The 15,774-nt window shown below is 65.0% G+C and carries 19 protein-coding genes; 10 read left to right on the top strand and 9 right to left on the bottom strand.

All coding sequences use genetic code 11. From position 1 onward, the window contains the following. The first annotated feature begins 5 nt into the window (after positions 1-5). Complete coding sequence (locus QFZ33_RS15710; protein ID WP_307031845.1) at positions 6-1,046, top strand: CU044_5270 family protein; 1,041 nt, start codon at positions 6-8, stop codon at positions 1,044-1,046. Between the two features lie 76 nt (positions 1,047-1,122). Here QFZ33_RS15710 and QFZ33_RS15705 read toward each other — a convergent pair whose 3' ends face one another. After that, positions 1,123-1,326, bottom strand: a complete 204-nt coding sequence (locus QFZ33_RS15705; RefSeq protein WP_307028952.1) for a hypothetical protein — start codon at positions 1,324-1,326, stop codon at positions 1,123-1,125. 162 nt (positions 1,327-1,488) lie between these two features. On the opposite strand from QFZ33_RS15705, the gene QFZ33_RS15700 reads away from it, so the two are divergent. Continuing rightward, on the top strand, positions 1,489-1,809 hold the full coding sequence (locus QFZ33_RS15700) for a hypothetical protein (RefSeq protein WP_307028950.1): 321 nt from the start codon (positions 1,489-1,491) through the stop codon (positions 1,807-1,809). Positions 1,810-1,838: 29 nt separating this feature from the next. Continuing rightward, on the top strand, positions 1,839-2,315 hold the full coding sequence (locus tag QFZ33_RS15695; RefSeq protein ID WP_307028949.1) for a DUF5956 family protein: 477 nt from the start codon (positions 1,839-1,841) through the stop codon (positions 2,313-2,315). An 820-nt stretch (positions 2,316-3,135) separates the two neighbouring features. On the opposite strand, the gene QFZ33_RS15690 is transcribed toward QFZ33_RS15695, so the two are convergent. After that, complete coding sequence (locus QFZ33_RS15690; protein ID WP_307028947.1) at positions 3,136-3,588, bottom strand: hypothetical protein; 453 nt, start codon at positions 3,586-3,588, stop codon at positions 3,136-3,138. Positions 3,589-4,192: 604 nt separating this feature from the next. Here QFZ33_RS15690 and QFZ33_RS15685 point away from each other — a divergent pair. Next, entirely contained in the window at positions 4,193-4,324 is a 132-nt protein-coding gene (locus QFZ33_RS15685; RefSeq protein WP_307028946.1) for a hypothetical protein, read from the top strand. A gap of 38 nt (positions 4,325-4,362) precedes the next feature. Here QFZ33_RS15685 and QFZ33_RS15680 read toward each other — a convergent pair whose 3' ends face one another. Then, entirely contained in the window at positions 4,363-5,400 is a 1,038-nt protein-coding gene (locus QFZ33_RS15680) for an alpha/beta fold hydrolase (protein WP_307028944.1), read from the bottom strand. Between the two features lie 111 nt (positions 5,401-5,511). On the opposite strand from QFZ33_RS15680, the gene QFZ33_RS15675 reads away from it, so the two are divergent. Together QFZ33_RS15675 and QFZ33_RS15670 are read left to right on the top strand one after the other, a co-directional pair. Beyond that, entirely contained in the window at positions 5,512-6,468 is a 957-nt protein-coding gene (locus tag QFZ33_RS15675) for a helix-turn-helix domain-containing protein (RefSeq protein WP_307028942.1), read from the top strand. 468 nt (positions 6,469-6,936) lie between these two features. Further along, positions 6,937-7,362, top strand: coding sequence for a ChaB family protein (locus tag QFZ33_RS15670; RefSeq protein WP_307028940.1), 426 nt, complete (start codon positions 6,937-6,939; stop codon positions 7,360-7,362). 2 nt (positions 7,363-7,364) lie between these two features. Here QFZ33_RS15670 and QFZ33_RS15665 read toward each other — a convergent pair whose 3' ends face one another. Continuing rightward, entirely contained in the window at positions 7,365-7,889 is a 525-nt protein-coding gene (locus tag QFZ33_RS15665; RefSeq protein WP_307028938.1) for a DUF2087 domain-containing protein, read from the bottom strand. Between the two features lie 376 nt (positions 7,890-8,265). Here QFZ33_RS15665 and QFZ33_RS15660 point away from each other — a divergent pair, with 376 nt between their 5' ends. From QFZ33_RS15660 to QFZ33_RS15650, 3 genes are all read left to right on the top strand, one after another. Then, positions 8,266-9,105 carry an aldo/keto reductase gene (locus tag QFZ33_RS15660; RefSeq protein WP_307028936.1) on the top strand — a complete coding sequence of 280 codons (840 nt, stop codon included), beginning with the start codon at positions 8,266-8,268 and terminating at the stop codon, positions 9,103-9,105. A 30-nt stretch (positions 9,106-9,135) separates the two neighbouring features. After that, positions 9,136-9,648 carry a mycothiol transferase gene (locus tag QFZ33_RS15655; protein WP_307028934.1) on the top strand — a complete coding sequence of 171 codons (513 nt, stop codon included), beginning with the start codon at positions 9,136-9,138 and terminating at the stop codon, positions 9,646-9,648. An 82-nt stretch (positions 9,649-9,730) separates the two neighbouring features. Beyond that, positions 9,731-10,705 (top strand): dienelactone hydrolase family protein, encoded by a 975-nt coding sequence (locus QFZ33_RS15650; protein ID WP_307028932.1) that lies wholly within the window; start codon positions 9,731-9,733, stop codon positions 10,703-10,705. 37 nt (positions 10,706-10,742) lie between these two features. Here QFZ33_RS15650 and QFZ33_RS15645 read toward each other — a convergent pair whose 3' ends face one another. From QFZ33_RS15645 to QFZ33_RS15630, 4 genes are all read right to left on the bottom strand, one after another. After that, positions 10,743-11,327: a DoxX family protein gene (locus QFZ33_RS15645; RefSeq protein ID WP_307028930.1), complete on the bottom strand. Its 585-nt coding sequence runs from the start codon at positions 11,325-11,327 to the stop codon at positions 10,743-10,745. Positions 11,328-11,389: 62 nt separating this feature from the next. Further along, positions 11,390-11,758: an Hpt domain-containing protein gene (locus tag QFZ33_RS15640; RefSeq protein WP_307028928.1), complete on the bottom strand. Its 369-nt coding sequence runs from the start codon at positions 11,756-11,758 to the stop codon at positions 11,390-11,392. A gap of 142 nt (positions 11,759-11,900) precedes the next feature. Then, entirely contained in the window at positions 11,901-13,025 is a 1,125-nt protein-coding gene (rlmC, locus tag QFZ33_RS15635; RefSeq protein WP_307028925.1) for a 23S rRNA (uracil(747)-C(5))-methyltransferase RlmC, read from the bottom strand. Positions 13,026-13,070: 45 nt separating this feature from the next. After that, complete coding sequence (locus QFZ33_RS15630; protein ID WP_307028923.1) at positions 13,071-13,964, bottom strand: ribonuclease Z; 894 nt, start codon at positions 13,962-13,964, stop codon at positions 13,071-13,073. Positions 13,965-14,196: 232 nt separating this feature from the next. Here QFZ33_RS15630 and QFZ33_RS15625 point away from each other — a divergent pair, with 232 nt between their 5' ends. Then, positions 14,197-14,451 carry a hypothetical protein gene (locus tag QFZ33_RS15625; protein WP_307028921.1) on the top strand — a complete coding sequence of 85 codons (255 nt, stop codon included), beginning with the start codon at positions 14,197-14,199 and terminating at the stop codon, positions 14,449-14,451. A 118-nt stretch (positions 14,452-14,569) separates the two neighbouring features. Here the strand turns inward: QFZ33_RS15625 and QFZ33_RS15620 are convergent, their stop codons facing one another. Continuing rightward, on the bottom strand, positions 14,570-15,721 hold the full coding sequence (locus QFZ33_RS15620) for a glycoside hydrolase family 16 protein (protein WP_307028919.1): 1,152 nt from the start codon (positions 15,719-15,721) through the stop codon (positions 14,570-14,572). Between the last annotated feature and the right edge of the window lie 53 nt (positions 15,722-15,774).

Raw genomic sequence — 15,774 nt, 5'->3', positions numbered from 1 at the left:
ACCACATGGCTTCGGCAGATCCCGCAGCACGCATTACCGACCACGAAATGGCCCGGAGCCGGGACCGTTCATGCGGGGTTACCCAGTCCGTCCCCTTGCCAGTTCGGGATGCCGAGGAGATCTCAGCCGTGAGGATGCTGGAACCGTGGGCTGCAGCGGTTAAACTTTCCGGCAGAAGATCCCGCCGCGCACGGGCCTGGCTGACTGCAGCAGCTGCTGCGGCTGTTGTGGCAACGCTGATCGGCGGGGACGTTGTAGGGCTGGCCGGCTGGCGCGGCGGAGCCACAGCTCAGGCCTCAGACGTGCTCAACAGCGCCGCACACACAGCTATCACCACATCAGACCCTGTGGTTAGTCGGGGTCAGTACTTGAGGATCAAAAGCACCAATGTCTGGATGACGGCGTCAGTGGAAGCCGATGGTGCGAGCTACCAGTGGCTGGACACCGAAAAATTCGACATGTACGTACCATTTGACCGCTCAGGCGAGTGGGTGTGGCGACGGTCAGGACGCGTGCCCACGACGTTCTTTGATCCCAAGGCCAAGGAATACGTCCGGGAACAGAACGTCCAAGCGCATCCCGAGCTGCTTCGCGCCCCCCGCGGGGAGTTCTACGGCCCCCAAGCCTTTGCACCTGACATGACGTTGTTGCCGCGCGACCCTTACCGTCTGCTCAACAGCATCTACAAACAAACTTTGGGTAAGGGCCAGTCGGTGGACGGCGAAGCCTTAGTGTTCATCGCTGACCTGCTCCGGACTGGCGTAGTGCCTGCCGATTTGCGGGCTGCTCTCTACAAGGCTGCGGCCATGATTCCCGGGGTGACAATCACCGAGGGACAAGCAAACCTGGCCGGCCGCACCGGCGTCGCGATCGGCCGCACTGAAGCATCAGCAGCCGGCCAACGCCAGGAGATCATCATCGATCCCAAGACCGGGCAATTGATTGGTGAGCGCGAAGTGCTCACTCAGGCGTACGGTGTTATCCCTGCGGGCACGGCAGTAGGGTGGACCGCCATCGAAACATCCGTTTCCGGTACAGCTCCCTGATACTTCTTTCCCGCTCTTGCTCGCGTATCGATGAATCGTCTAGCCCAGGGAGCAGCGCAAGGCCATAGCAACCGCCTCAATCCAAAGACAGCTGCGCAATGCGTAGCGACATGCGCCGAAAAATGACCCAGCTTCGCACCGTGTACGAGGCCGTCTGGAACACCACCCTCGCCGCCGGGAACTTCAGGCCAAAGATGCTGCCCAGCTCGAAGACACCGGCCGGAAATCCAAGGCTTCGGTAGGGGCAACCGCGGCCCTGTTCACCGCCACCGACCGGCATATTCATCCACCTTTGGCGAAGCCGGTCAGCAAGTAGGGGCAGCAGGCGCAGGGTTCTCGAATGGGCTGGCCGGGTGCCGCGGCTGCTGCGGTGTTACCCGGGAGCGAAAGTGCTCCCTGGAAGCAAGTAACCCGTCCATGCATCCGGCGTTACGATGTGGCCATGCCCGAGAGGATTATGTACGTCCAGCTGAAGACCGGCTACAACACGGACCGCGGGCCGGCGTGGATCACGAGGTTGCGGTTTTCCAAGTCGTGGAAAATTGCCCACTTCCGGGGCCGCACGCTGGAAAGGGTGACGGGGCTGGCTCGCGCCAACTTCTACGACGTCGGCAACGGCGATGAGTTCTGGGTCTCCGGGCCGAAGCGCGACCGCACTGATGCGCGGTACAGCCACCAGCGGCCCGACGTCGATGAGGACGTCGAGGCGGAGTACGAAGCCTTTCTCAACGGCGCGCCGTTGCCCGGGCGCGAGAACGGCTGACGACGCAGACCTTGGCCGGAGGAAGCAGCATGTGGGCGTCGGTGCCTGAGGGCCGCCCGGCCAAGGGTTGGGCTGAACTTGATGAAAACGGCTGGGGTGCCCTGATTGGCTGGGCTGCAGGTCCGGAGAACCTCCGCCGGGGACCCCTACAGGATGACAGCGCCGGGACGGTGGCCGTGACGAGGACCGACAAGGACGGAAACGTTGTGGAGTGGGTCGAGGCTTTTACCGCTGAGGACCGGCAAATCGTCGAGGAGGAAGCCAATGCGTATCTGGCCGAGGCCGGCGCGGAGCAGCGTCCTCTGGGTTTCCGCTGGTTCGTTAGGCTCCCCGCACAGTTCTTAAGTTGGGACGAGTTTTCGGCCGCCGTCACCCGATCTGTCTACGCCCGGGCGCCCCAGGCGGTCCACCCGTCCGAGATTGCACCCGTCATGAAGCAGGCTATTCAGCGTCTGTACGCCGGTCAGGAGGAAAAGCACCCCAGGCTGAACGTTGATCCAAACTAAGGATCGTTCGTTGAAGCGTACGCCGCCACTCCTGCGCTGGCGCCTTCGCTGAAATCGTACGCCGGGTCCGGGTGCAAGGGGGAATGCGTTTCCGGACCCGGCGATCTGAAGCTCAGGTTCGCGGCTACCTATGCTTCAGTGACAAGACCTAGCGTGTACCCGGCACATTGTGAAATGTGTGGTCTACCTGAGAGCCGGTGCCCAGTCTAACCCCCTATTTGAGGGGGCTGGGGGCGGCCTCCAAGGTTTTCCCAAGCTGCGGTGCCCGCGACCATCCCGCAAGCCTCTCGTGTATGCGCGGCCAGATAGTCGCCTAGGAGACCTGCCCCGGAAGGCCGTACACCTGCTGAACGGCCGACACGTCTGCGGCGAGTACCGTCATGCCGGACGTGGGCAGTCCGGGCTCTTCGGGGAGTCTCCGAACCATTTGTGCCAGACGGCGACGACGACCTCCGGGGTGATGGGCTCGCCCTTGGTTAGGCCAGCAAGGCGCAGGAGGACGTTTACCAGCTAGACCGCGGTCACAGTCAACGGCGGCTGTACTGGGGCACATTCTGGGCGCTTTTCCTAGGACTGCCGGCCCTGGCCATCTACTTCTTAACGAACCCGTCACCGCGAGAGTCCGTCAACAGCTTCAACGATCTCCCGCGTGAATACGCCGTCGGAGTTGTCGCCCCGTTCCTCTGGCTGGTCGTCCTGGTTCTGGAGCTGATTGTATTCACCGCGTTGAAGATCAGGGACCGCCGCCGAACCCGCCGACCGGCGCCGGATTCCACCGTCCCCGAGCTCTGATGGGACGCCGCAGGATTTGTCGCAGGCCTTAGGCCCCGGGGAACCGTGACCTGACGTCACCACCGGGGCAACGGTCGGCCTCCGTACCGTCAACGGTCACCTTCGCTGACCACTCGAACTTGTCCCCGAGACCCTCCAGCTTGGCTAGCGGGTATCGGCCGCTGACCTGCTTGTCTGCGGCCACAGCTCCGTTGGTGATGTTTTCCTGCTTCCCGCTTCCGACGTCGACCACGAAGGTAGCGATCTCCTTGCCGTCTTTGAACTTCGCTCCGAGCTGGTATTCCTTACTGCCGGCTGTGCTCCACGCCCTCACGGAATACAAAACGGTCCCGGTGGTCGGGACGTTCGCCACTGTGTTGAAGGTGGCCAATAGCTCCGTGCCGTCGCTGAGCAGCCGAGCCTGGGCGAGGTCAACAACCTTCGACGCTGAGTCGCCCGCCTTGTCCTTGCAGGTCGACTCGCCGCCCCCGGCCTTGCTCATGGCGCTAGGTTCCGTGGCTGGCGTCGTTGCGGCCGACGGTTCCGGACTGGACTGCGTGCTGGAACTGGATCCGCAACCCGTGAGCGTGAGCACTGCGACGGCCAAAATCCCGCAAGATTTCCTCATGCGCCTATCTAACCATGCGACAGTGCGAGGACGAATAGCTTCGGGGACAGCGGGTCAAGTTGCCTTGGAAGTGTTCGCATGCGCCTGCGCAAACGCGTAGCCGCACGGGCCGAAAAACAGGTAACTGCCACTGCTGCTCTAATTTCTGATGGGGTGTTAACTATGAGACGGGCGGATAACAATGTTGAAGCCCTCCGGACGGTCTGCCGGCGTCCGTCCGGGTCAGGCTAGCCGGGCTTGGCGCCACTCCCCCAGCAGGTGCCCGGCCCGGCTACCCGTCGGTGTTCCGGGGGCGTCGAACACATCACGTTTGGGAGACCAGGTCTGCCTGACTGGTTACCGGACGAGGCGGAATGGTGTGGCCTGCCAAGGGCCGAAGCCTCCTCGCTACAAGACCTTCGCCTATCCTGCCTGAAACTTTCGCCGATCTTGCCCCAGCGGAGTGAGCATTAATTCGAGCCTAAGGGGGTGAACATCAATGGCTGACGACAAAGAGCTGCTGGATTGGCTGTCTCCCCGCAAGCAACGGGAAATCGACAACCAGGCCGCGTTCCTGCGCTACCTGCTGGAGCGTGAAGACGCTGCCGCTGCAGGGGGTGACAAGTCTTAGGGCAAGTGCGGGACGGTGTCAGGACCGAAGCGGCAGCCTCAGCGCGCTCCGGGCGTGTTGGTGGTCAGGAAGGCATTGATCGTGCTGGCCATGGCCGGCGCATGGGTCCAGTGCAGGTAGTGCCCGCCAGGGAGCGTCACTGTTTCGTGCTTTCGGACGTTTTGCAGCCGGCTTTCGTGCAGTGCGAGGTCCGCAGGGGTCTCCTTCGCCGAGGCGACGAAAGTGAGCACGGGGACGTCGTCCGGGTAGCGCATTCCTTGCACCTTGCGGGCATTGTCGGCGATCCGGTTGGTCTCGTCGAGGACGGAGGGGTTGCCGAAGTTCCAGGTGGCCATCTTGCGCATCTGGTCCCGCTCGCGGGACGTGTAGGCTGTGCCGTCCGGTTCCACCAGGCTGGGTGCGAGTGTGGTCGCCCACCGAAGCAGGCCGCTGGTGGCGATAAGGCCTTCCCAGTTGATGCCGCCGGTGGGGACGCCAGTCTCGTCGGCGTGGATCGTTCGGGCGGCAGGCACCGTGGGGTCGATGCCGATGACAGCCGCGACGTCGTTCCGGTACCGGTTGGCGTAGGCGAGCGTGTAGAAACCGGCGATGGAATGGCCGGCCAGAACATAGGGTCTGGGCACGTCCGCGTTTGCCAGGGCCTCATGCAGTTCGGAGGTGATGTTCTCGACAGTGCGCTCCACCGGGGGCTGGTCGCTGTACCCGTAGCCGAACCCTTCCACGACAACGACGTCGTAGTCCCCGAGCTCCCGGACGAGCGGCGCAAAGTCCAGCGCCGGTGCCGGTGTGCCGAGGCCACTTAGCAGCACGATTGACTGTCCTGTCCTGCCGTTCCCTGGTGCGCGGACGACGTTGAGCGCACCGTGGCTTGTCTGCACCCTTTGACCGTACGGAGCGGTCGCGGACCGCTCAGCCTGATTCATGGCGACGTTGGCGAATGTGGAGACGAGAAGGAGGCCAGCCACGATGACGGCCGTGAAACCCACTGTGCGAAGCCGGCGGCGCGGAGACTTGGCGTGGCTTGATGCGGTGGCGGTCATGATGGGTGCCGGCAGTGAATGTTGAAAGTTGATCATAGGCTAAGACTGCCAACCGGCAGCAGCGCGGGGGAGTGGTAAAAGTTACCAGCATGAAAAGGATCCTGCAGACAGGGATCGGGACAGTGGCCGCGTGGGTACAGTGGCCTCATGCACCGTGTCGTTGCCCTCGCATTGCCGGACGTCGTCGCCTTTGACCTCGCCATCCCAGCGCAGGTTTTCGGCCATGAGGACGAGCGGCAACTGTACTCTTTTGCGGTCTGCGCAGCCGAACCCGGCCTGGTCCCGACGACAACCGGGTATGCCATTCACGCCGCGGAGGGGCTCGAAGCCCTTCTGTCAGCCGACACCATCGTTGTGCCCGGGTTCAGCCCGCTCACGGACCCTCCGGCCAGTGTCTGCGACGCGCTTCGCGCGGCTGCCGGGAACGGGGCCCGGGTGGTGTCCGTCTGCACAGGGGCCTTCGCGCTGGCGGCTGCCGGCCTCCTTGACGGGAAACGCGCTACGACGCACTGGAGGAACGCCCAGCGTCTTCAAACCCTGCACCCTGCGGTCGCCGTTGACGCAGGGGTGCTGTACATCGACGAGGGCCGCGTCAGCACCAGCGCCGGTGTCGCGGCCGGGATCGACCTGTGCCTGCATCTGGTCCGCAGAGACTACGGCACCGAGGCAGCGAACCGCATCGCCCGGCGGATGGTCGTAGCCCCTCACCGCGAAGGCGGGCAGGCTCAGTTCATCGAGCGCCCGGTGGCCGCGCCGCTGACCCATTTCGCTGAAACGTGCGCCTGGGCCAGGCAGCATCTGGCAGAGCCACTGACCGTCGTCGACATGGCTGCTCACGCCGGCTGGGCACCGAGCAGTTTCGCGCGAAAATTCCTGGCAGACGCGGGGACAACGCCTTTGCGCTGGCTGACCAGCCAGCGCATTGCCGAGGCCTGCCGTCTGCTCGAAAAGACCGACTTGACCGTGCAAGCAGTTGCTGCCAGGACAGGCCTGGGAACGGCAGCCAACTTCCGGCTCCACTTCATGCGCGAACTCAACACCACACCCTCCAGCTACCGCCGCCTCTACCAGGGGCGGAACCGCAGCCTGACGCGGGAAGCCTAGTGGCCAGGAGCACGCCCATGAGTGCAGCGCGACGGCTGGCACAGCGCGCGGATGGTAAGTACCGTCGTCGTAAGAACCGACGCGCAATCAGTCAGGGGCAGCATTGAGCAAGAACGGCAGGAACCGGAACAAGCGCAAGGGTCCCGCCGGCACTGGAAGTTCCGCCGCACGCGGCTCTTCGCCCGCTTTCCTGAGCTCTTTCCGGGCAGGGCGCGCAGTCGACTCGCTCACGCCGGCATTTGTCCGGTGGTTCGACGACGGTGCTCCGGGTGCTGCTGCCACCGCCCTCGATTGCCTCGCGGCCATAGAAAGCGTCATGGGCCGGTATAGGGCTCCGCGCGCACTATCGGCCATACGGGAAAATTTCTGAATGGCCCTTCACACCTCATGCCCATGCAAAAGCCAAGCATCAGTGCCAAGCTGGTTGCATCCGCATGTATCGACAGTTGATGAAGGAGCGTTGGTGGCATGCCCAAGACCGGCAAAAACGATCACGCCCGCAAGGACGAGCTTCCGTCGACCCTGCAGCGTTCTGAGCAGAAAGCCCAGGACACTTTCGCCAAGACCTACGATTCAGCCCTCGAGTCCTATGACAACGACGAGAGCCGGGCTGCCCGGACAGCCTTCGCATCCCTAAAGCACACCTATGAGAAGGTGGGCGACCACTGGGAGCCCAAGGAGAAGCGCGGCCCCTCTGACCAGCACGCGGCGGAGGGAGTGGATTCATCGGCTCCCACCGCCGGAGGCGTGGACGCGAACGCCTCCAAGGATCACCTTTATAAGCGAGCCCGGGAGCTGAACATCGAGGGACGTTCAAAGATGGGCAAGGACGACCTTGTCGAGGCGATCCAGAAAGCTAACGATGCCGCCACCCGGAAGGCGCGCGGGGACTGAACCTACCCTTCTCTAGGGCGGCAGTAGGAGGATCCCGACGGCGTGCGCTCCAGCACGCCGAAATCGATCATGTAGCGGCGCAGCAGCACGACGTCGTCGGTGTAGCCCAGGAGCCGTTCGTTGACCTTTCGTTCGGAGAGTTCCTCGCCCGGCTCGAAGGTCTCGCCGGCAATCCAGGCCAGGAGCTCCCGCCGCTCCGTCTGGTTGGCCGGATACCTGTCGATCCGGCCAAGACGCATGAAGCGCGCCACTCCAATCTGCGCCTGGCGTTTGGGCTGCTGGGTGAGGAGGTCGTGAAAGATGGACTCGGACGCCTCCAGCTCATCGTCAGCACTCCGTTCCACCAGGCCAGCGTCGAGCAGGGCCGCGATGGCCCGGTCCCGCCGTTGGCCGGCCAGGCCGGAAGACACGTCATCGTGCCTGGCTCCGAGGACAATTTGCGCGTAGGCGGTCCGCGCGTCGCGGTTGGCGAGGGCTGCCATGACCCGCCGCCAGTGCGGCCCGCTCTGCCTGGTCTCTCTCCTCACGGAACTTCCCCCTTTTGCTCTGGTGCTGCCGGACCGGTGCCGGTTAGCGTTGGCGGGTGCAACAGGCAAAATCGTAGTCCCGGGCCGGGCAGGCCGAAAGGCGCCATCGGACCGCACCCGATGATCCGACTCCTCTGGCGCCCGGCCGTCGTCTTGATGTGAAATGGTGCTGGGATAAACACCGTGAGGATAAGTCTCAGTGAGCGGGCCTGAAACGGCAGAGAACAACCTGGGCAATTGCGCTGGCCGTGTTGGGCGCATGGCTTTGTCGAAAGTCATACCAATGGTCCAGGTGGCCCGCTCACCCTGAGGGGTGCTCCGCCGCCTGGGTGGGAGGCATACTTGGGATGGCCCGCCCCAGCAACGGAAGATTCTGATGACGACACACCCAGCCGTACCGAATGTCACCCTGAACAACGGCGTCAAGGTCCCGCAGCTCGGGTTCGGCGTCTTCCAGGTTCCGCCGGAAGAGACCCAGCGCATTGTCGAGGACGCGCTGGAAGCCGGCTACCGGCACATCGACACGGCGGCGGCGTACCGGAACGAAGCCGCCGTCGGCGCAGCCATCGCTGCCTCGGGGATACCCCGTGAGGACATCTTCCTGACCACCAAGCTGCGCAACGGTGAGCAGGGCGTGGCCCAGGAAGCCTTTCAGAACAGCTGCCGTGAGTTGGGCGTCGACTACGTTGACCTGTACCTGATCCACTGGCCGGTGCCGTCCCGGAACCTTTTTACCGAGGCATGGAAGGCGATGGAGAAGCTTCACGCCAGCGGCCAGATCCGCGCGATCGGTGTGTCCAACTTCCTGGTGGACCACCTGGAAGCACTCCTTCAAAGCGCGGACGTCATTCCGGCGGTTAACCAGTTTGAGCTGCACCCGACGTTCCAGCAGTCCGAACTGGCGGCAAAGAGCCGCTCCCTGGGCATTGCCGTGGAGGCGTACAGCCCGCTGGGCCAGGGTGCCGATCTGGACGCCGGGGCTGTGACATCCATTGCCGGCAAGTACGGCGTCACCCCTGCCCAGGTGGTGCTGGCATGGCACCTCGCCCAGGGCACCATCGTCATTCCCAAGTCAGCCAACAGCGGCCGCATGCGGGACAACCTGGCCGCCGTCGGCGTCGTTCTGACGCCCCAAGAGATGGCCGGCATCACCGCCCTCGAAGCCGGGTCCCGCATCGGTTCTGATCCCGCCGTCGCCGACCACAGCCAAATGTAAACCGCCCACAGCCAGAAGTAAGGGGACCCGATGAAATCAAATGAACTGTTGCTGGACGCCTTTGGCCGCGTACGGGAAATCGTGGACGTCACACTCGACGGGCTCGACGACGAAACCCTGGTCCACCGGCCCGCCGGCAACGGGAACTCCATCGCGTGGCTGATCTGGCACCTCGGCCGGACAGAGGATACGCAGGTTGCTTCCGCTGCCGGTCTGCCACAGGTCTGGACCTCGCAGGGCTTTGCCGGCCGTTTCGGCCTGCCGCTTCCCGAACATGACACCGGCTACGGCCATTCGTCGGATAACGTCGACGCCGTTCGGGCCACGCGGGAGCTGCTCGCTGACTACTACGAGGCGGTCCACCGGCAGACCGTGGAGGTTCTTAGCAGCCTTGCTGACGATGGCCTTGACCGGGTCGTCGATACCCGTTGGGACCCGCCGGTCACTTTCGGCGTCCGGCTGGTCAGCACGGTTGCCGACTGCCTTCAGCACGTGGGGCAGGCCGCATACGCCAGGGGCCTGAAAGACGGCGGGCGGACCTGACGGTTCGCACATACCCACGCGGTCCCCTTGCCTGGCCATGGGGTTCAGAGGAGGATAAGCGGCAAAACTCCAGGAGGCCGTGATGACCCAGCTTGGCAAGTTTGAGAAGTACCTGATCGAGGAATTTTTCGACGATTACCGTGCCGGGGCCATGAGCCAGCACACCTTCACCCGCCGGGTGGCGTTCATCACCGGCAGCATGGCTGCCGCTTCCGCCGCGATGCTCCTGGTCGGCTGCACCCCCCAGGAAGTTCCGCGCAGCACCGATCCCATGCCCACTCCCACCCCGACGTCCGGCGTCGCCACAGGCACGGCGTCCGGAGGCGCCGTTCCCGGGGCGAAGAGCCCGCTGTCCGTTCCCGAGGGAACAGCCGGAATTACGACGTCGACAGTCAAGTTCCCGTCCGGCAGCACCGAGATCAGTGGTTACCTCGCCCGGCCCGAAGCCGGGAAACCCGGCCCCGCCGTCCTGGTCTGCCATGAGAACCGCGGGCTGACTCCCCATATCCAGGATGTGGCCCGGCGGTTTGCCAAGGAAGGGTATGCGGCCCTCGCGATTGACCTGCTGAGCAGGGAAGGCGGCACGGCGAGCCTGGACCGGGACGCCGTTCCGGGAGCCTTGACGCAGGCCGGCGCGCAGCGGCACGTGGCGGACTTTTCGGCAGGATTCGACTACCTGCAAAAGCAGGCCTTCGTGGAGCAGGGCCGGATCGCCATGACCGGCTACTGCTTCGGCGGGGGCATCACCTGGCAGTCGGCGGTCGAGATTACGGGACTCAAGGCGACGTCGGCTTTCTACGGTCCGGCGCCCGACCTGGATAAGGTGCCGTCCCTCAAGCCCGCGGTGTTCGGTGTCTACGCTGAACTGGACGACCGGATCACCGGGCCCATGCCGCAACTCCGGGATGCCCTGGCGGCCACCAGCGTGCGCAACCAGCTCAAGGTCTATCCCGGCGTCGACCACGCTTTCCACAACGACACAGGCGACCGCTACAACCAGGAGCAGGCAACGGCCGCCTGGAACGACACGCTGGAGTGGTTCAAGAAGTACGTCTAGTGGCTGCCTAACCCGCGGTGCCTTAGCTCGCGGTGCCTTAGCTCGCGGCGTCCTGGCTGGCGGTGTCCTGGCCCGCGGGGTTTTCGGCGTCCGGGCCGGAGGCGTCGTGGGCCAGGGCCTTCTGGCGGCGGTAGACCTGGATCGCGATGGCCGCCGGAATGACGGCCAGGGCTACGGCCCGCATCCACGGGCGGTCCAGGACGTGGCCGGTGACGGAGTCGAGGGAGACGCTGCCCGGCCCGCCAATCGTGAAGGATGCTGCCGCAAGTCCCAGGACGGCCGGGTATTCCAGGCCGCCTTCGGTGGCGAAGAAGCCGTTGGGGGCGTGCACGCTGGCCGCAACGCCCATGGTGGTGGCAGCAGCCGCCCCGGCAGCCGGAGTGCCGAGGCCCAGCGCGAGTGCCAGCCCGGAACCCGCTTCGCCGAGGCCGGCCAGGACCGCGCTGGGCTTCGCCGGCCGGAACCCCATGGCGTGCATGCCCTTGCTGGTGCCCTCGATCCCGCCGCCGCCGAACCAGCCGAAGAGCTTCTGGGTGCCGTGGGCAATAAGGACGCTGCCCAGGCCCACGCGGAAAATGGTCTGTGCAGCAGTGGCGGCGGCTGGGCTGATCGTGCGGCTCATGTGAATCCTCCTGTAAACGGTTCAGCCTTCGGCTGCTCTTCAGGCGATCTTGTCCGACGATTCTACGTCCGGGGGAGGTGGCCCTGGCGTCCGGCTTCCCGCACCAGCAGCCTGATGTTTGCGTACAGCACTGCCCTGACCGCGTCGGGCTCCAGCCGCTGCCCGCGCCGGATGCGCGATTCCAGTTCCTTGCAGCAGCGCTCCAGCCGCAGGGCTCCCGCCATGGCGGACGTCGCCCTCAGGCTGACGACGGCGTCAGCCGCCATCCGCGCGTCGCCGCCGGCCAGGGCGCGGAGGATCTTCGACGCCCGGTCGGGCAACATCTGCAGGTAGTCATCGATAAAGGCCTCTGCGAAAGCCGGACCCACCTCGGCGGCAAGGACCTGCAGCGGACCGGCGTCCAGGACGGGGATGTCTTCTGTGCCGGTCACTTCGCACCGCCTGCTGTCCGTCGCATGCTGAGCCCATCAGTTCTTGCCGCGACCTTGCCGCGCGGCTTACCGGTCACTTTCCCGCGGGGACCTCAAGACAGGAGAAACTTTTGCCGATGTTCGGATCAAGAATGTAGGTCGGCTAGGCCCGCTCGAGCAGCACCATCACTTCGTAGTGCGTGGTTTGCGGGAACATGTCCAAAACTCTGGCCCGTCGTGCGGTGAACGAGGGGAGTGCCGCCAGGTCGCGGGCCAGTGACTGCGCATTGCAGCTGGAGTAGACCACGTGCTTAACGGAAGACGATTCCAGCCAGCCGCACAGTTCATTGCCGATGCCGCGCCGTGGCGGATTGACGATAACCAGTTCGGGTGCCCGGGCCGCGGCGACGGCAAAGGCTGTGGCATCGCCCGCCTGGAAATTCATGTGCTCCAGCCCTGCCTCGTCGCTGCTGAGCTTGGCCGACACAATGGCTTCGCGGCTGGTTTCGATCCCGGTGACCTCGCGGGAGGGGTCAGCGCAGTGCAGGGCAAAGCCGCCCACGCCGCAGTACAGGTCCCAGACTGACGACGGTGCCAGTTCGTTGACCCATTCGCGCCCCTGCCGGTACAGGGCCGCCGCCATGTCGCTGTTCGTCTGAAAGAAACTTTGCGGCCGGAGGTGGAGGTCGAGGTCGTTGACACGCATGCGCAGCGTGGACTGCTCGGTGAGCAGGATCTCGCGGTCGCCTTCCAGGACCGCCTTGTGTTCCGGGTGCAGGTTGACGGAGACAACCTTCACCTGCGGTAGGGAGGCCAGGAGGGTGGGGAGGTGCTCCCGGATGCGCGGCACCAGCTTTTCCGAACGCAGGACCATGCGCAGCATGATCTCGCCGTCCGGGGACTCGGTGATGATCAGGTGCTTGAGCTCGCCGCTGCGCCGTGGGACATCGTAGGGCGTCAAGTGGGCCCGGCTGATGAAGGCCGCCAGGACAGGGAAGCAGGCGAGTAGGCCGGGCGAGCAGACGCCGCACTCGCGCAGGTCCACGCCTCGGCCTTCGGCGTCAAGGATCCCGATGGTGGGGTTCTTGGCGGTTCCGCCCACCACCATCTTGGCCTTGTTGCGGAAGCCGGACTCGCGGCTCGCGACAGGCGGCAGCCACTCTGCGGACGTGTGGCCGGAGAGGAGTGTCTGGCAGTGCAGTTGCTTGCCGGCCAGCTGCTCGTCGTAGGGCTTGCCCATATGGGTGCAGGAGAGGCAGCGGGCGGCATCGAAGTAGGAACATTGCATGTCTGGTTAATTCTACTTTTTCTGCGGGCTTCCCCTGGCCGCCGGTCAGTATGGCGGCCGCTGCCGCTTCGGGAGGCTGAACCGGTCCAGATCATTGGCAGGTACGACGGCGGTCCCTCCCGACCGGGCCCGCGCCTGCTCGGCGAGGATATCCACGTCGCCGTACCGGGACGAGAAATGGGTGAGGACCAGGGTTCCGGCGCCGCCGTTGGCGGCCAGATCCCCGGCCTGCCCAGCCGTGAGGTGCGCATACTGCGCGGCCAGAGCGGCGTCGTCGTCGCTGAATGTGGACTCCGTGACAAGGAGGTCGACGCCGTCGGCGAGCCCTTCGGCGCCCTCACACGGGGCAGTGTCCATGACAAAGGCGAAGCCCTGGCCGGCGCGGGGGATGCTGACGTCTTCCAGCCGCACACCCCGCAGGACTCCTTCCCGCTGCAGACGGCCCGCGTCCGGGCCCGTAATGCCCGCTGCCGCCAGCCGCTCCGGCAGCATGGTCCTGCCATCCGGCTCGGTCAGCCGGTAGCCATAGGTTTCAACGCGGTGCCGCAAGGGCCGCACTTCCAGCCCCGGGGCGATTTCACCGGCAGCCGAGTGCGGCTGCAGGCGAAGGTCGATCCCGGGCGAGGCCACCGAGACAAGCGCCCGGACCACGTCCTCTCCGGACGCGGGATAGTGCAGGTGCACCGGGTGCTTCACGCCGTCCAGGGCCATGCGGGACAGCACGCCGGGAAGCCCGTAGCAATGGTCACCGTGAACATGGGTCAGGCAGATGCGGGTGATCTGGTTGGCGGAAACACCTGCATGGATCATCTGCCGCTGCGTGCCCTCGCCGGGATCGAAGAGGAGGCCTTCGCCGTCCCACCGCAGCAGGTATCCGTTGTGGTTGCGCGTCCGCGTCGGGACCTGCGATGCGGTTCCAAGGACGACGAGTTCGCGCATGACACCGAGTGTCTCACAGGCACGGCAGTCAGCAGGCGGGTCGGGGAACGGCCGCGCTCGCAGGCATCCGCGCTCGCAGGCGTTAATATTTGGCGGCCTTCCACCCATCCACCGGGAATGCGGCAACGAATACAGATTGAACCATCCGTTTCTGGTGCCCCGTGCTGGCCCCGAAATGTAGCCGCTGTAGCCGAACGGCGGTGCCATGCACGCGTGCGAAAAGAGCCTACCTGTGGCTGATAAACAGTTTGACCAGTTCCTCATGGAGGCCACGACCTCCGACGACGGCTCCGGATTCACCCTCCGGCCAGACCCCCTTTACGGCTTGTACACCAGTTGGTGTCATGTCACCGGCACCGTGCCACACGGGGAGGAGACCTTTTGGGAGGGCATGCAAGGGCGCCTTATCCCCGAACCGAACGGCCTTCGCATGAAAGGGCCGGCAGCTGCGGATTACATCCTCGCCAGCTATCCGGCGTCGGTCTGAATACGGTTCCGGGTCCCTTGCGTCCCAAGGCCTGAACGGCAGCAAGGCCAAGTGAGCACCGAGGGTGCCCGCTCAATGCGGACACCCTCGGTGCTCAATATCGACTTCTGAGGTTTATCTACTTGTAGACGCGCACCCAGTCGACCTGCATCTGGGAAGGCGTGGTGCTGGAACCGTCAGGGAACCAGTCGAGCTGCAGCGTCTGGTGCACGCTGCCGGAGGGCTGGTGGGACGGGGTGGTGTCGGTGAAGGTCTTGACACCGTCGATGTAGCCTGTGATGCCAGCCGCAGTCCACTCCACGGCGTAGTTGTGCCATTGGGTGGTATCAACCGCCTTGGCAGAGTAGGTCTGCTTAGTGCCGCTGCACGCATAGTGCAGGAAGAACTTCACCAGGGTCGTATCGGAGGTGCTCTCGGCGTAATCAACCTCGTCACAGGTCGACGACTTGCTGACCGGATTGAGAATGAGGACGGGGTGGTATTCGGAATCCCGCCGGTTCGTCTTCATGCGGGTCTCCCAGCGGCCGTACTTCTGGTTGGCAAACTTTGCCGACATGCCGCCGGTGGTACCGGCCGAATCTCCGCTGACAGTTGCCGCGCCGTTGGCCACCGACCACGCCTTGGGGCTGCGGATACCGTTGCCTGCATGTCCGGGGCTGTTGTACACGCTCCACTTGGTGCGGTCCGGGGTGCCCGTGTAATTGAATTCGTCGCCGGCCACAACCGAACCCCACCCGAGCGCGCTGGCGGCCTGCGTGCCGCTTCCCGGCGTGGTGGCTGCCGGAGTGACAGCGGCCGGAGCAGGCTGGGCGGGAGCTGCGGGCGCCTTCGGCGCAGCGGCTATGGCGGGCGCGGTTGTGCCGGTAGAAGCGACGGCAGGAGCGGCGGCGGCGGGTGCCGCCTTTGCGGGAGCGGCAGCAGCAACGGCTGCCGGCACAGCGGCGGTTGCCGTCTTCGCCGCTGCCGCCGTCTTGGCTGCCGCTGCCTTTGCGACGGCGGCCTTCGCCGCTGCTGCCCTGGACGCAGCAGCCCTGGATGCAGCAGCCTTGGTGGCCGCAGTCTTCGCCGCGGCAGCCTTCGCAGCGGGAGCCTTGGCGGCGTGAGCCGACACGGTCTTGGCGGAAGCCGACTCAGAGGCCTGGCTCGTGGAAGCCGTTCCAGCGGCGGCGGCAGCCTGACCGGCAGCCTGTTCCGCGGAGGGAGCGAGGCCGCATCCGGTCAGCGAAAGTGCGCCGATGCTAATGGCAATGGCTATGTTCTTCTTAAGCAAAAGACCCCTCCGGGCACACGGCTGCCGCGCAGAAGGCAGCCACAATCTAGGTG

The organism is Arthrobacter globiformis (assembly GCF_030815865.1).
In the GTDB taxonomy this organism is placed as follows: domain Bacteria; phylum Actinomycetota; class Actinomycetes; order Actinomycetales; family Micrococcaceae; genus Arthrobacter; species Arthrobacter globiformis_B.
The sequence above is the reverse complement of the archived record's forward strand: the minus strand, read 5'-3'. Positions and strand labels throughout refer to the sequence as shown.

Coding starts and splice junctions, on each gene's coding strand:
- QFZ33_RS15710 (WP_307031845.1), top strand. CDS start 6: ATGGCTTCGGCAGATCCCGCAGCACGCATTACCGACCACGAAATGGCC.
- QFZ33_RS15705 (WP_307028952.1), bottom strand. CDS start 1,326: ATGCCGGTCGGTGGCGGTGAACAGGGCCGCGGTTGCCCCTACCGAAGC.
- QFZ33_RS15700 (WP_307028950.1), top strand. CDS start 1,489: ATGCCCGAGAGGATTATGTACGTCCAGCTGAAGACCGGCTACAACACG.
- QFZ33_RS15695 (WP_307028949.1), top strand. CDS start 1,839: ATGTGGGCGTCGGTGCCTGAGGGCCGCCCGGCCAAGGGTTGGGCTGAA.
- QFZ33_RS15690 (WP_307028947.1), bottom strand. CDS start 3,588: ATGAGCAAGGCCGGGGGCGGCGAGTCGACCTGCAAGGACAAGGCGGGC.
- QFZ33_RS15685 (WP_307028946.1), top strand. CDS start 4,193: ATGGCTGACGACAAAGAGCTGCTGGATTGGCTGTCTCCCCGCAAGCAA.
- QFZ33_RS15680 (WP_307028944.1), bottom strand. CDS start 5,400: ATGATCAACTTTCAACATTCACTGCCGGCACCCATCATGACCGCCACC.
- QFZ33_RS15675 (WP_307028942.1), top strand. CDS start 5,512: ATGCACCGTGTCGTTGCCCTCGCATTGCCGGACGTCGTCGCCTTTGAC.
- QFZ33_RS15670 (WP_307028940.1), top strand. CDS start 6,937: ATGCCCAAGACCGGCAAAAACGATCACGCCCGCAAGGACGAGCTTCCG.
- QFZ33_RS15660 (WP_307028936.1), top strand. CDS start 8,266: ATGACGACACACCCAGCCGTACCGAATGTCACCCTGAACAACGGCGTC.
- QFZ33_RS15655 (WP_307028934.1), top strand. CDS start 9,136: ATGAAATCAAATGAACTGTTGCTGGACGCCTTTGGCCGCGTACGGGAA.
- QFZ33_RS15650 (WP_307028932.1), top strand. CDS start 9,731: ATGACCCAGCTTGGCAAGTTTGAGAAGTACCTGATCGAGGAATTTTTC.
- QFZ33_RS15645 (WP_307028930.1), bottom strand. CDS start 11,327: ATGAGCCGCACGATCAGCCCAGCCGCCGCCACTGCTGCACAGACCATT.
- rlmC (WP_307028925.1), bottom strand. CDS start 13,025: ATGCAATGTTCCTACTTCGATGCCGCCCGCTGCCTCTCCTGCACCCAT.
- QFZ33_RS15630 (WP_307028923.1), bottom strand. CDS start 13,964: ATGCGCGAACTCGTCGTCCTTGGAACCGCATCGCAGGTCCCGACGCGG.